General features: G+C 75.5%; 14 protein-coding genes. 8 read left to right on the forward strand and 6 right to left on the reverse strand.

Going from position 1 to position 12,263, the window contains the following annotated elements; genetic code table 11:
- Window positions 1-3: 3 nt before the first annotated feature.
- From ACI8AP_RS07325 to ACI8AP_RS07345, 5 genes are all read right to left on the reverse strand, one after another.
- The gene (locus tag ACI8AP_RS07325) at window positions 4-1,554 is read right to left on the reverse strand and encodes a DUF222 domain-containing protein (protein WP_456588682.1); all 1,551 of its coding nucleotides are present in this window, start codon (window positions 1,552-1,554) and stop codon (window positions 4-6) included.
- 56 nt (window positions 1,555-1,610) lie between these two features.
- Window positions 1,611-1,985, reverse strand: a complete 375-nt coding sequence (locus ACI8AP_RS07330) for a hypothetical protein (RefSeq protein WP_456588683.1) — start codon at window positions 1,983-1,985, stop codon at window positions 1,611-1,613.
- A 443-nt stretch (window positions 1,986-2,428) separates the two neighbouring features.
- Window positions 2,429-3,907, reverse strand: a complete 1,479-nt coding sequence (locus ACI8AP_RS07335; protein ID WP_456588684.1) for an aldehyde dehydrogenase family protein — start codon at window positions 3,905-3,907, stop codon at window positions 2,429-2,431.
- A gap of 55 nt (window positions 3,908-3,962) precedes the next feature.
- Window positions 3,963-4,532 carry a hypothetical protein gene (locus ACI8AP_RS07340; protein WP_456588685.1) on the reverse strand — a complete coding sequence of 190 codons (570 nt, stop codon included), beginning with the start codon at window positions 4,530-4,532 and terminating at the stop codon, window positions 3,963-3,965.
- A gap of 27 nt (window positions 4,533-4,559) precedes the next feature.
- Window positions 4,560-5,189 (reverse strand): universal stress protein, encoded by a 630-nt coding sequence (locus tag ACI8AP_RS07345; protein WP_456588686.1) that lies wholly within the window; start codon window positions 5,187-5,189, stop codon window positions 4,560-4,562.
- A gap of 107 nt (window positions 5,190-5,296) precedes the next feature.
- On the opposite strand from ACI8AP_RS07345, the gene rpe reads away from it, so the two are divergent.
- The 8 genes from rpe (at window position 5,297) to ACI8AP_RS07385 (ending at window position 11,229) form a co-directional block, all read left to right on the forward strand.
- Window positions 5,297-5,968, forward strand: a complete 672-nt coding sequence (rpe, locus tag ACI8AP_RS07350; protein ID WP_456588687.1) for a ribulose-phosphate 3-epimerase — start codon at window positions 5,297-5,299, stop codon at window positions 5,966-5,968.
- A complete protein-coding gene (gene ribD / locus ACI8AP_RS07355; protein ID WP_456588688.1) occupies window positions 5,965-7,041 on the forward strand; it encodes a bifunctional diaminohydroxyphosphoribosylaminopyrimidine deaminase/5-amino-6-(5-phosphoribosylamino)uracil reductase RibD in 1,077 nt (358 codons plus the stop codon). The genes rpe and ribD overlap by 4 nt, the downstream gene beginning before the upstream one ends.
- 1 nt (window position 7,042) lies before the next feature.
- The gene (locus ACI8AP_RS07360) at window positions 7,043-7,666 is read left to right on the forward strand and encodes a riboflavin synthase (RefSeq protein WP_456588689.1); all 624 of its coding nucleotides are present in this window, start codon (window positions 7,043-7,045) and stop codon (window positions 7,664-7,666) included.
- Window positions 7,663-8,982 carry a bifunctional 3,4-dihydroxy-2-butanone-4-phosphate synthase/GTP cyclohydrolase II gene (locus ACI8AP_RS07365; RefSeq protein ID WP_456588690.1) on the forward strand — a complete coding sequence of 440 codons (1,320 nt, stop codon included), beginning with the start codon at window positions 7,663-7,665 and terminating at the stop codon, window positions 8,980-8,982. Before ACI8AP_RS07360 ends, ACI8AP_RS07365 begins: the two co-directional genes overlap by 4 nt.
- Window positions 8,979-9,506 (forward strand): 6,7-dimethyl-8-ribityllumazine synthase, encoded by a 528-nt coding sequence (gene ribH, locus ACI8AP_RS07370; protein WP_456588691.1) that lies wholly within the window; start codon window positions 8,979-8,981, stop codon window positions 9,504-9,506. The genes ACI8AP_RS07365 and ribH overlap by 4 nt, the downstream gene beginning before the upstream one ends.
- Complete coding sequence (locus ACI8AP_RS07375; RefSeq protein WP_456588692.1) at window positions 9,503-9,766, forward strand: phosphoribosyl-ATP diphosphatase; 264 nt, start codon at window positions 9,503-9,505, stop codon at window positions 9,764-9,766. Before ribH ends, ACI8AP_RS07375 begins: the two co-directional genes overlap by 4 nt.
- 27 nt (window positions 9,767-9,793) lie before the next feature.
- Window positions 9,794-10,660: an ATP phosphoribosyltransferase gene (gene hisG / locus ACI8AP_RS07380; RefSeq protein WP_456588693.1), complete on the forward strand. Its 867-nt coding sequence runs from the start codon at window positions 9,794-9,796 to the stop codon at window positions 10,658-10,660.
- A gap of 86 nt (window positions 10,661-10,746) precedes the next feature.
- On the forward strand, window positions 10,747-11,229 hold the full coding sequence (locus tag ACI8AP_RS07385; protein ID WP_456588694.1) for an SSI family serine proteinase inhibitor: 483 nt from the start codon (window positions 10,747-10,749) through the stop codon (window positions 11,227-11,229).
- Between the two features lie 6 nt (window positions 11,230-11,235).
- Here ACI8AP_RS07385 and ACI8AP_RS07390 read toward each other — a convergent pair whose 3' ends face one another.
- Entirely contained in the window at window positions 11,236-12,228 is a 993-nt protein-coding gene (locus ACI8AP_RS07390) for a DUF2877 domain-containing protein (protein ID WP_456588695.1), read from the reverse strand.
- Window positions 12,229-12,263: the final 35 nt, after the last annotated feature.

A 12,263-nucleotide genomic window follows, 5' to 3' on the forward strand; every position in this document is an offset into this window, starting at 1 on the left:
CGGTCAGAAGGGTGGTGGGTCGTCCGGCTCGGGTGGTGGTGGCGGCTCTGGTGGTGCGGTGAGGACGCGGTAGCCGGGTGGTCGGCTGGTGCGTGTGACGCCGGTGGGGGTGATGACGGTGAGCACGCCGTCGTCGCTGAGCGTGTGCTGCCAGCCGGGGGCGAAGGTCTTGAGCCGGTGGTGGTGGCGGCACAGGCAGCACAGGTTGTCGCAGGCGGTGGCCCCACCGTCGGCGTGGGCGATGGCGTGGTCGATGTCGGCCCAGGCGGCGGGTGCGGTGCAGCCGGGGTGGCGGCAGGTGCGGTCGCGGGCCTCGAGGAAGCGGTGCTGGGCGGCCGAGGGGCGGTAGCGGTCCACCGGCCCGGGGACGCCGAGCCGGGGGCAGCCGCAGGCGGTGCTGGAGTGTTCGGTGCAGCCGGTGCGGGCCAGCCGGGCCAGCTCCGCCCGGCCGGTGACCGCCAGCAGTGCCCCGGTGGCGTCGGTGAGCGCGATCTGCAGGCTGCCGCCGGCCGGGGCCTGCACGCCCAGGCCGTCGAGCTGGGTGAGCAGTTCACGCAGGTGGGCGGCGGTGATCGGCTCCCCGTCGACCTCCCCGACCGGGGACGCGGTGCCGGGGCGGGTGAAGGCGGCCGGGGCCGGGGCGCCGGCGGCGAGGAACCGGCGGGGAGTCAATGCGTCCAGTGGTGCGACCACGGTCAGCTGCGCGGTCACCGCCGGCTGCTGCTGCCACGGGCGCAGCAGCAGATCGGCCAGCGCTCCGGCGCGCAGCATCCCGATCGGGCGGGTGTCGCCGGCGTCCTTCGCGGCGCGGGCGTGCCGATCCACGGCGTCGCGGCAGGCGCGGGCCTCGGGGTGGGGCAGCAGGGCGCGCAGCTCGCTCATCCCGTCCCCGACCGGGCGCACTGTCACATCCGCCGCGCGCCGGCGGGCCTCCCGCCGCCGGTCGGCGGCTGCGGCATCGCGGGCCAGCAGCTCCGCACGCACCGCCGCCCGCAGCTTCCCCACCCCCAGCTCGACCGCGGTGGGGAGGACGGCGGTCTCCATGCCGGCGATCACGCCCGGGTCGGTGTCGGCGCCGGTGGCGGCGACCTCGGCGGCGATCGCCCGCGCCCGGGGCCAGTCCAGCCGCCCCAGCCGCAGCGCGGCGAAGGTCGCCGGCAGCACGGTGGTGAGCACGTGGGCGTGCTCCAGCTGCGTGACCGCCGCCGTGCGGCTGCAGTTCTGCACCGCGGCCAGCTCATCGGGCACGAACTCACTGGCCCCCGCCGGGCCGACCTGCCCGGCGCGTTCACCGCCGGGCAGCCGGTCGGCCGGGGCGGGGCGGGCCGCGGCCAGATCCATCACCAGCTCCGCCCGCAACGCGGCGAGCCGCGCCTCCGCGGCCACGATCTGCCCCAGCAGCTCCGCCGCCTGCGTTGCCGACCGCCGCGCGGGCAGCCAGGCACTGAGCGGCTCGTCCCACCGCGCCGGATCAGGATCCTCCAGCTCCCACGGCGAGGGCGCGTCGGACACCGGCGCCACGGTCACTCCGACCGCGAACCCGACCACCGACATACCTGCAGGCTAGGCAGGGGATACGACAATTCCCGCAGGTCGACGCTGCACGAGGGTCAGCCGGTCAGCCCCGCCACCAGACCGGCCAGCAGACCGATCACCAGCACCGCCGCCATCGCCAGTAGCGCGGTGCGGGGGCGGGTGAACCAGCGCTCGGCGCGACCGGGTGGCGGTACCTCACGGGGTGGACCGGGTGGGTCGGCAAGCCACCGCCGAGCCCACGCGACCCGGCGCCGCCACCACACGGTGAGGCCCACGGCCCCGCCGGCGACGAGGAGCGCGGCGGGCACGGTGGAGACGGGCCGGTCCCAACGGGCACCCGGCAGCAGGGCGGCCGGCCCCGCCGGGAGGACCCAGACCAGCCAGCCGACGCCTGCCTGGTAGCGCGCCTGGACGTCGGCGCGCTCGCGCAACCCCGGGCCGGGATCCACCCGGTACCGGAGGGCGTGGCCGATCCGGTGCGCCTCGGCCGACCGGGCGCGCAGTCGTGGGCTCAGCCAGGACCACCAGATGGCCGCTCACGACGATGGCCGTCAGGACGCCGATGGCGACCCAGGCCGCGGCGCCTTCCCACACCGCCCACCGTCCCTGGAGGGTGACGAGGCAGGCGAAGAGCAACGCCAGCTGGGGCAGCGCCAGCCAGTCGGTACGGCGCCCGCGGCGCTCGACGGCGGACCAGTCGACGTCCGGACCGGTGCTCACGACAGGTCCTCCGGGCGCGGTGGCGGGTGTTCGGCGAGCCGACGTCGCCAGCGCAGTGCCTGCATCGCCGCCACCCTAGGAAGAGCGGCAGGCAGGCATCGCGACGGTCACCCGATCGTGTGCGGCGGGGACGGGCCGGGCGGCCGCCACACGGTCGCCACCCGGCCGACCGTCAGAAGGGGAACTGCCGCCGGGTGTGCTGGACGCTGATCCAGTGGTCGGTGGTGAACTCCTCGATCGCCCACTCACCGCCGAACCGGCCGAGCCCCGAGTCCTTCTCGCCGCCGAACGCGGTGTTGTTCTCGTCGTTGAGCGGGGAGTCGTTGACGTGGGTCATGCCCGCCTCGACCTGCAGCGCGAAGTTGACGCCGCGCAGGGTGTCCCGGGTGAAGACGGCGCTGGAGAGCCCGTACTCGGTGTCGTTGGCGATCGCCAGCGCGTCGGCCTCGTCGCGGGCGCGGATGATCGTCGCGACCGGGCCGAAGACCTCCTGCCGGGCGGTGGCGACGTCGTTCGTCCCCAGCAGCACGTGCGGCGGCAGCACCGAGCCGATCGGCCCGGTCGGGTCGCCGCCGAGCAGCTGGTCGGCGCCGTCCTCGCGCGCCTGGGCGACCTTCTCCTGGATGCCCTCGAGCTGCTTGCCGTTGATGATCGGCCCGATCACCGTGTCGCCCTCGCGGGGGTCACCGGCCTTGAGCCCGCGCACCCGCTCCACGTAGCGGTCGACGAACTCGTCGTGCACCGCGGCGTCCACCACGATCCGGTTGGTGATCATGCACACCTGACCCTGGTGGAAGAACTTGCCGAACACGGCGGCGTCGACGGCGTACTCCAGGTCGGCGTCGTCGAGCACCACCAGCGGGCCGTTGCCGCCGAGCTCCAGCGAGAGCTTCTTCAGCCCGGCCTTCTCTGCGATGCCCTTGCCCACCGGGGTGGACCCGGTGAAGGAGACGACGCGCGGCGTGGGGTGGCTGACGATCGCGTCACCGATGTCGCGCCCGGCGCCGATGACCACCGACAGCAGGCCCGGTGGCAGCCCGGCCTCCTCGTAGACCTTGGCCAGCAGCAGGCCGCCGGTCACCGGCGTGTCACCGGCCGGCTTGAGGACGACGGCGTTCCCGAGCGCCAGGGCGGGCGCGACCGAGCGGTTGGACAGGTGCATCGGGACGTTCCAGGGGCTGATCACGGCCACCACGCCCACCGGGCGGCGGTAGACGCGGCTCTCCTTGCCCTCGATGTCGGCCGGCAGGATCCGGCCCTCCATCCGGTACGGGTAGGACGACGCCTCGTGGAAGTCCCGCAACGTGATCGCGAACTCGAACTCGGCGGCCGGTGCAGCGGCCCCGCTCTCGCGGATGTGCCAGTCGACGATCTCGTCCTTGCGCGCCTCCATGATCCGCGCGGCACGGCGCATCACGTCGGCGCGGTCGCTGGGCAGCCGGGCGGCCCACTCGCGCTGCGCTTCCTTGGCGCGCGCGTAGGCCTCGTCGAGGTCCTCGGCGTTCGCGAGCGGGATCTCGGTCAGCGTCTCGCCGTTGTAGGGATCGGTGTCGGTGGCGGTCTTCCCCGCGCGACCGGCGCGCCAGGTGCCGCCGATCGGCATGCGGTCGAAGCCGTCGTAGCGTTCGGGGGCGGTGGTGTCGGAAGCCATGGCTCCGGCCCTACCCGGTTGTGTGCCACGGACACGTGGCGGGGGGCTGCGCCGGTCAGCTGCGGGGAGGCCCGGGCGGGTCGGCGAGCCAGCGACGTCCGGCCCTGTCCTGCGTGATGCTGTCGGCCAGGAGGACCACGCCGGCGATCGTCATCAGGATCGCGCCCGGGACCGTGGTCGCGAGCTGGTCCCAGTCAGCCAGGACCACCTGGGTGCCGATGATGACCGGGACGCCCACCCGGGCGAAGATGCGCTGGCGCGCCATCCGGTCCGCCACGCGGTCGGCGCGCGCTCGCCGGCCCGGCCCCGGGTCCCTGTGGTGGACGACGGCGTACTCGGCCAGCAGGCGCTCCTCCTGCCGCCGGCGGCCCCGCTCGGTCCCGAGAAGACACCAGCCCAGGAGCGCCAGGGTCGCGGCGCAGGCGGCGACGGCGGTCCACGTGCCCGTGGACCAGCTCGCCGGCCCCAGCCGCAGCAGCGCGAAGCCGGCCGCGAAGGACGGCAGGAAGGCCGCGAACATGCGGAGCTCGTGCCGGGCCCGCTCGCGCACCGCCGCGGCGGCGTCCTCGGCCGTCAGGGTCCAGGTCCGCGCGGGGGAAGCGCCGGACCGGCTGGTCTCGGTCATGGGCGCAGGTTAGACAACGGGCCCCGATCACCGACCGGCGACGGGGCCGGCGAGCAGCACCGGCACGGGGGAGTGGTGGGTGACGTGCTCGGCGACGCTGCCGAGCATGCGGTGGGACAGGCCGCGGCCCCGCCGGCCCACGACGACGACGTCGGCGTCCTCCTGGCCGGCCACCTCCAGCAGCGCCGAGCCCGGCCGGCCGCTCACCAGCTCGACGACCGGCCTGGCCCCGGAGAACCAGGTGGTCCGCTCCTCCAGCAGGCCGCGGCACCGGTCCCGCTCGGTGCGGTCGGCGAACTCGACGACGTCGGGGTCGACCGCCATCACGAGCACCACCCGGGTGCCGTCGCCGGAGAAGAGCTGTGCCGCGTCCCGCAGCGACCGGTCGGACTCCGCGGACCCGTCGACGCCCACGACGACCGTCACCGCGCCGTCGGCCCGCGCGGACTCGGCGTCCGCGAGCGGTGTCCGCTCGACCACCCGGTGCTCGCGCCGCCCGCGCTCGATCGCCACCGGCACGAACAGCGGCCCGAGGACGGCGCCGAGGAAGTACCACTGGGGATCGCGGTAACCCCGGCGGCCGAGGAAGAGGGCGGCACCACAACCCACGGCTATCCAGACGACGAGGACGAGGACGACGAGGGCGGGTGTCGGCATGGTGCTCCTCCCGTGCAAGCGGGCCACGGCGTTCGCGCCCCTACGTGGCTGACGACCGGCGGAGGGATCGGGTTCCGGCACGTGGCCGCCACCTAGACTCGGCGGACGTGCCCCGGCAACCGTTGATCGCGCCCAGCCTGCTGTCCGCGGACTTCGCCCGCCTGGCCGACGAGGTGGCGCGCGTGGCCGACGCGGACTGGCTGCACGTCGACGTCATGGACGCGCACTTCGTGCCGAACCTGACCCTGGGGCTCCCGGTCGTCCAGGCGATCGAGCGGGTCAGCCCCGTGCCCCTGGACTGCCACCTCATGATTGAGCACCCCGAGCGCTGGGCGCCGGGGTACGCCGAGGCCGGGGCGCGCAACGTCACCGTGCACGCGGAGGCCTGCACCGATCCGCGGGCGGTGGCCCGGGACCTGCGCGCCGCGGGCGCGCTGGCCGGGCTGGCGATCAAGCCGGGCACGCCCCTGGAGGACTACCTCGACGTCCTCGCCGACTTCGACACCCTGCTGGTCATGAGCGTGGAGCCCGGCTTCGGCGGGCAGTCGTTCATCGCCGACGTGCTGCCCAAGGTGCGGCGGGCCCGGGAGCTCGTGGACGCCGGCGAGCTGACCCTCCTCGTGGAGATCGACGGCGGCATCAACGCCGACACCATCGAGCAGGCCGCCGAGGCAGGGGTGGACATGTTCGTCGCCGGGTCGGCGGTCTACGGCGCCGACGACCCCGGGAAGGCGATCGCCGCGCTGCGCGCGCAGGCCGCCGCGGCGATGCCCGGGTGAGCGCCTCCCTGGCCGAACTGCGCGGGATGGCCCGCGCCCGGGAGCTCGGCGTCGCGGTCCTCGGCACGACGAGCCCCAACCCCGCGGTGGGCGCGGTGGTCCTGGCCGCCGACGGCAGCGTCGTGGGGGAGGGGGCCACCGCCCCGCCCGGCGGTCCGCACGCCGAGGTGCGCGCCCTGGCCCAGGCCGGTGAGCGGGCCCGCGGCGGCACCGCCGTCGTCACGCTGGAGCCGTGCGCGCACACCGGGCGCACCGGTCCGTGCGCCGATGCGCTGCTGGCCGCCGGCATCGCGCGGGTCGTCGTCGCCGTGCCCGAGCCGACCGAGCTGGCCGGTGGGGGCGCGGAACGGCTGCGCGCCGCCGGGGTCGAGGTGGTCGTCGGTGTCGAGCGGGACGCGGCCGAGCGCGGGGCGCTCGCCGGGTGGCTGACCGGGGTCCGCGAACAGCGGCCGTACGTGATCTGGAAGGTGGCGGCCACGCTGGACGGTCGCGTCGCCGCGGCCGACGGCAGCAGCCGCTGGATCACCGGGCCCGAGGCGCGGGCCGAGGTGCACCGGCTGCGGGCCGGCTGCGACGCCGTCGTCGTCGGTTCCGGCACCGCCCTCACCGACGACCCGCAGCTCACCGTGCGCGACGAGGACGGCCGGGACGCCGACCGGCAACCGCTCCGGGTGGTCGTCGACCGCCGGGACCGGCTGCCGGCCTCTGCCCGGGTGCTCGACGACGCCGCGCCCACGCTGGTCAGTCGCGCCGGGAGCCCGGCCGAGCTGCTCGCCGAGCTGTTCGCCCGCGACGTCCGCCGGGTGCTGCTCGAGGGCGGCCCGACGCTCGCTGCCGCGTTCCTGCGGGCGGGCCTGGTCGACGAGGCCGTCGTGCACCTCGCGCCGAAGCTGCTGGGCGCCGGTCCCTCGCTCGTCGGCGACCTGGGAATCACCGGGATCGGCGCGGCGCTGTCCTACTCGGTCGCCGACGTCCTCCCGTTGGGTGGGGACGTGCAGATCCGGCTGCACCCCACCGGGCACACTGAGGGCGGCACCCGCACCGGCGGGACCGGCACGGACGGAGGGAGCTGAGGTGTTCACCGGCATCGTCGAGGAGGTGGGCACCCTGGCCCGGCGCGAGGACCAGGGCGACTCCGCCGTCCTCAGCATCCGCGCCCGCACCGTCCTGACCGACGTCTCGCTGGGCGACTCCATCGCCGTCAACGGCGTCTGCCTCACCGTCACCGGCGTCCAGCCGGGCGTGGACGGCGCCGGTGTGTGGACCACCGACGTGATGGCCGAGACGCTGCGCCGAAGCAGCCTGGACGCCGTCGCCGAGGGCGCACCGGTCAACCTGGAGCGCGCCGTCGCGCCGCACACCCGCCTGGGCGGGCACATCGTGCAGGGCCACGTCGACGGCGTGGGCGAGATCCTGTCCCGCACGCCGGCGGAGCACTGGGAGGTCGTGCGCATCGGCCTGCCCACCGGGCTCGCCCGCTACGTCGTCGAGAAGGGCTCCATCGCCGTCGACGGCGTCTCGCTGACCGTCAGCGCGGTCAGCGCAGCGACCGACGCCGAACCCTGGTTCGAGGTCAGCCTCATCCCCACCACTCTCCGCGAGACCACGCTCGGCGCGCGCGCCCCGGGGGAGCCCGTCAACCTGGAGGTCGACGTGATCGCCAAGTACGTGGAACGTCTGCTGGGGGCCCGCGCATGAACGAGCCCCGCACCCGGCTGGACTCCATCGAGTCGGCCATCGCCGCCATCAAGGACGGCCGGCCCGTGGTCGTCGTCGACGACGAGGACCGCGAGAACGAGGGCGACCTCATCTTCGCCGCGGAGCTCGCCACCCCGGAGCTGGTGGCGTTCATGGTCCGCTACACCTCCGGCTACATCTGCGTGGCCGTGACCGAGGCCGACGCCGACCGGCTGGACCTGCCGCCCATGCACCGGGTGAACCAGGACCGCCTCGGTACCGCCTACACGGTCACCGTCGACGCCCGGGAGGGCGTCACCACCGGCATCTCCGCCGCCGACCGCGCGCACACCATCCGCACCCTCGCCGCCGCGGAGACCACCTCGGCCGACCTCGCCCGGCCCGGCCACGTCGTGCCGCTGCGGGCCCGCGACGGTGGTGTGCTGCGACGCCCCGGGCACACCGAGGCCGCCGTCGACCTCGCGCTGCTGGCCGGGCTGCGCCCGTCCGGCGTGCTCTGCGAGATCGTCAGCGAGAAGGACCCGATCGGCATGGCCCGCAGCGAGGAGCTGCGGCTGTTCGCCGACGAGCACGACCTGTGCATGATCTCGATCGCCGACCTGATCGCCTACCGCAAGCGGTTCGACAAGCTGGTCGAGCGGGTGGCCGAGGCGATCGTGCCGCTGGCCCCCGGCACGTTCACCGCCGTCGGCTACTCGAGCTCCTACGACGAGCGCGAGCACGTGGCCTTCGTCTACGGGGACATCGGCGACGGCGAGGACGTGCTGGTGCGGGTGCACTCCGAGTGCCTCACCGGCGACGTCTTCGGCTCGCTGCGCTGCGACTGCGGGCCCCAGCTGCAGGCCGCGCTCGCCGCCGTCGCCCAGGAGGGCCGCGGCATCGTGCTCTACATCCGCGGGCACGAGGGCCGGGGAATCGGCCTGCTGCACAAGCTGCAGGCCTACCAGCTGCAGGACATGGGGGTCGACACCGTCGACGCCAACCTCGACCTCGGGCTGCCCGCCGACGCGCGCGACTACGGCACCGGCGCGCAGATCCTCGTCGACCTGGGCGTGCACACCATGCGGTTGCTGACCAACAACCCGGCGAAGCGCGCCGGCCTGGAGGGCTACGGCCTGCGGGTGCTCGGCCGGGTGCCGCTGCCCAGCCACGTCACCGCGGAGAACCTCGGGTACCTGCGCACCAAGCGCGACCGGATGGGCCACCTGCTCGACATCATCGAGCCCGAGACCGAGTCCGGTCCGGCCGACGCCCCGGGCGCCACGACGGTGCCGGGCACCGACGTGCCCCTCGGCCAGGACGAGCAGCCGGCATGAGCGGCAGCGGAGCGCCGCAGGCGACCCCGGTCGACGCGGCCGGGCTGACGCTGGGCATCGTCGCCACCACGTGGCACGCCGAGATCACCGGGACGCTGCTGGACCGTGCCGTCGCCGCCGCCGAGGCCTGCGGGGTTCCCGCGCCGACCGTCGTCCGCGTGCCGGGCGCGGTGGAGCTGCCCGTCGTGGCGCAGGCCCTGGCCGAGCGCCACGACGCCGTCGTCGCGCTCGGCGTCGTCGTGCGCGGGGGGACGCCCCACTTCGAGTACGTCTGCGATGCCGTGACCGCGGGGCTCACCCGCGTCGCCCTCGACGCCGGCAAGCCGGTGGGCAACGGCGTCCTCACCACCAACGACGAGCAGCAGGCCCGCGACCGGTCCGGCCTGCCCGGCTCGGCCGAGGACAAGGGCTGGGAGGCCACCCTCGCCGCGCTGCAGACCGCGCTCGTGCTCCGCGAGCTGCGGACGCCGCAGCGGCAGACCGGGTTCTCCGCGACCCCCGCCCGTCAGGAGGCCCGGTCGTGAAGACCTTCGACAGCCTGTTCGCCGAGCTCTCCGCCAAGGTGGCCGCCGGAGATGCTGCCTCCGGCACCGTCGCCGCGGTGCGGGACGGCGTGCACGCAGCCGGCAAGAAGGTCGTGGAGGAGGCCGCCGAGTCCTGGATGGCGGCCGAGCACGAGGGTGCCGACCGCACCGCCGAGGAGATCAGCCAGCTGCTCTACCGGGTGCAGGTGCTCATGCTGGCGCGGGGCCTCACGCTCGACGACGTCTACACCCACCTCTGATCCACCCCGAGACACAGGAGATCGAAAGTGCTGCGCGTCGCCGTGCCGAACAAGGGTGTGCTGAGCGAGCCGGCGGCGGAGATGCTCGCCGAGAGCGGCTACCGCCAGCGGCGCAGCACCAAGGACCTCGCCGTCTACGACCCCGACAGCGACACCGAGTTCTTCTACCTGCGCCCGCGCGACATCGCGGTGTACGTGGCCGCCGGCACGCTCGACGTGGGCATCACGGGCCGGGACATGCTGCTGGAGACCGCCCCGGCCGATGGTGAGGGCCCGAGCGCGGTGGAGGACATGCCGCTGGGCTTCGGCCGCTCCTCGTTCCGGTTCGCGACCCCCGTGGAGTCGGCGATCCAGCAGGTCGAGCAGCTGGCCGGCAAGCGGATCGCCACCGCCTACCCGGTGCTCCTGCGGCGCTACCTGGACGAGCAGGGGCTCAAGGCCGACGTGGTGAAGCTCGACGGCGCGGTGGAGACCGCCTGCCGGCTGGGCGTCGCGGACGCGGTCTGCGACGTGGTGGAGACCGGGACGACGCTGCGCGCCGCCGGGCTGCACATCATCGGGGAGCCCGTGCTCAGCAGCGAGGCCATCCTCGTGCGCCGTGAAGGGTCCGAGGAGATCCCCGCGGTGGCGCAGCTGCGCCGTCGGCTCCGCGGCGTGCTGGTCGCGCGGCAGTACGTGATGCTCGACTACGACTGCCCCAACGAGCTGCTCGACCGCGCCACCGCGGTCACCCCGGGCATCGAGGGGCCGACGGTCAGCCCGCTGCAGACCCCGGGCTGGTCGGCGGTGCGGGCCATGATCGCCCGCACCGAGACCAACCGGGTGATGGACGAGCTGTGGGAGCTCGGTGCCCGGGCGATCCTCGTCACCAGCATCCACGCCTCCCGGATCTGACGGACCCGCCGCTCGGGGCCTCCTGGCGAGCAGCCGGGCGCCGGCTGCGGTGGAACCCGAGGGCGGCGTCGCTCGTCTGGACCGGCATGCGACGCCTGGTGCTGCTCGCCCTCCTCGTCTCCGCGCTCGTGCTCGGCGCCTGCGCCACGGGGCGGGGCGACGGGGACGCGTCGTCGACCGGTGACGGGCGCGACGCGACCGGCGGTGGCCCGTCGGGCATCGCGCAGGCGGCGAACGACCTGCGGATCGTGGTCGACCGCGGGGACGGGACGCCGCCGGAGACCTGGACGCTGACCTGCGCCGGCGTCGCGGAGGGCACCCACCCGCGGGCGGAGGAGGCCTGCGCCCACCTCGAGGACATGGCCGAGCCGTTCGCGCCGCTGCCGGACGACCGGGTCTGCACCGAGCAGTACGGCGGTCCGCAGACGGCCCGCATCACCGGGCGCTGGAACGGCGCGCCGGTCGACCTGGAGCTGTCCCGCGTCGACGGCTGCCGCATCGCGCAGTGGGACGCCCTGGGTCCCGTCCTGCCCGTACCGGTGGGGGAGGCGGCGACGCCGCTCGGCTGACGCCGGTCAGCGGACGCGCGCGGTGCGATCCACCAGGTCGATGGCGGTGCACAGACCCAGTGCCATGGCCCGGCCGCTGGTGGCCCCGGTGGCCAGCAGGCGGCCGATCGCCGGCCCGAGCGGGCGCTCGCCGACCAGCCCGCGGAGCACGGCGGCGTACTCACCGCTGACCTGTCCCGCTGCCGCGTGCCGCAGGAGCGCGCGGGACAGCTCGGTGGTGCGGCCACCGGCCAGCGAGCACACGCCCGCGGCGAAGCGCTCCGCCGCCGGGTGCCCGAGGAGCACCAGGCCCGCGATCGTCCCGGCCACGACGTCGTCACCGGCCGGCGTCAGCCCGGGGCCGAGGCCGATGAGCCGGGTGGCGGTGCGCAGCGCGGCCTCGAGGTCGGCGCGACGCACCGCGCCGCGCAGGGCGGCCAGCGGGCCACCGGGCCCCGTGGGCAGCCCGGGCAGGGTGAAGGCGCTGTGCGGGACGCCCTCGCCGTAGAGGGCGGTGCGCAGCTGCCGGACCCCCTCGGGCAGGAGCGCGGGCCGTCCACCGGGCAGCCGCGGCCGCGGGTCCCACCAGGCCGACGCGCTGACCGCGAGGTCCCCGACGACGATCCGCCCGGCCCCCACCTCGGCGGGGGCGCCCGCCGGGAGCCCGGTCAGCGGGCGCCCGTTGCTCGGGCGGAAGAGGACGCAGCCCAGCGGCAGCCGGGCCGCATCGCTGGTCAGGACGCCGACGACCTCACCGAGGCCGCGCTCACCGGCCACCTGCACGTAGAGGGCGGCGGGGAGGCTCAGCAGCACGCGCGCCGGGCGGACGGGGCCGCGCAGCACGTCCGCGACGGCGGTGCTCGCCGCGGCGGGCACCGCCGACGGCGCCGCCGTCGGCAGGGTGCGGGCGGCTCGCGCCGACTCCCGGGGCAGGGGGATCGTCGGGACCCCGGCGCGACCCCGCCCGGCGAGGTGTCCGCTCGAGCCGCTCCGGACCTCGGTGTCGTCGATCGCGCGCATGGGCCGCCCTCCACCCCTCGGGACGACGGAGGCCG

Source organism: Blastococcus sp. SYSU DS1021 (assembly GCF_054050995.1).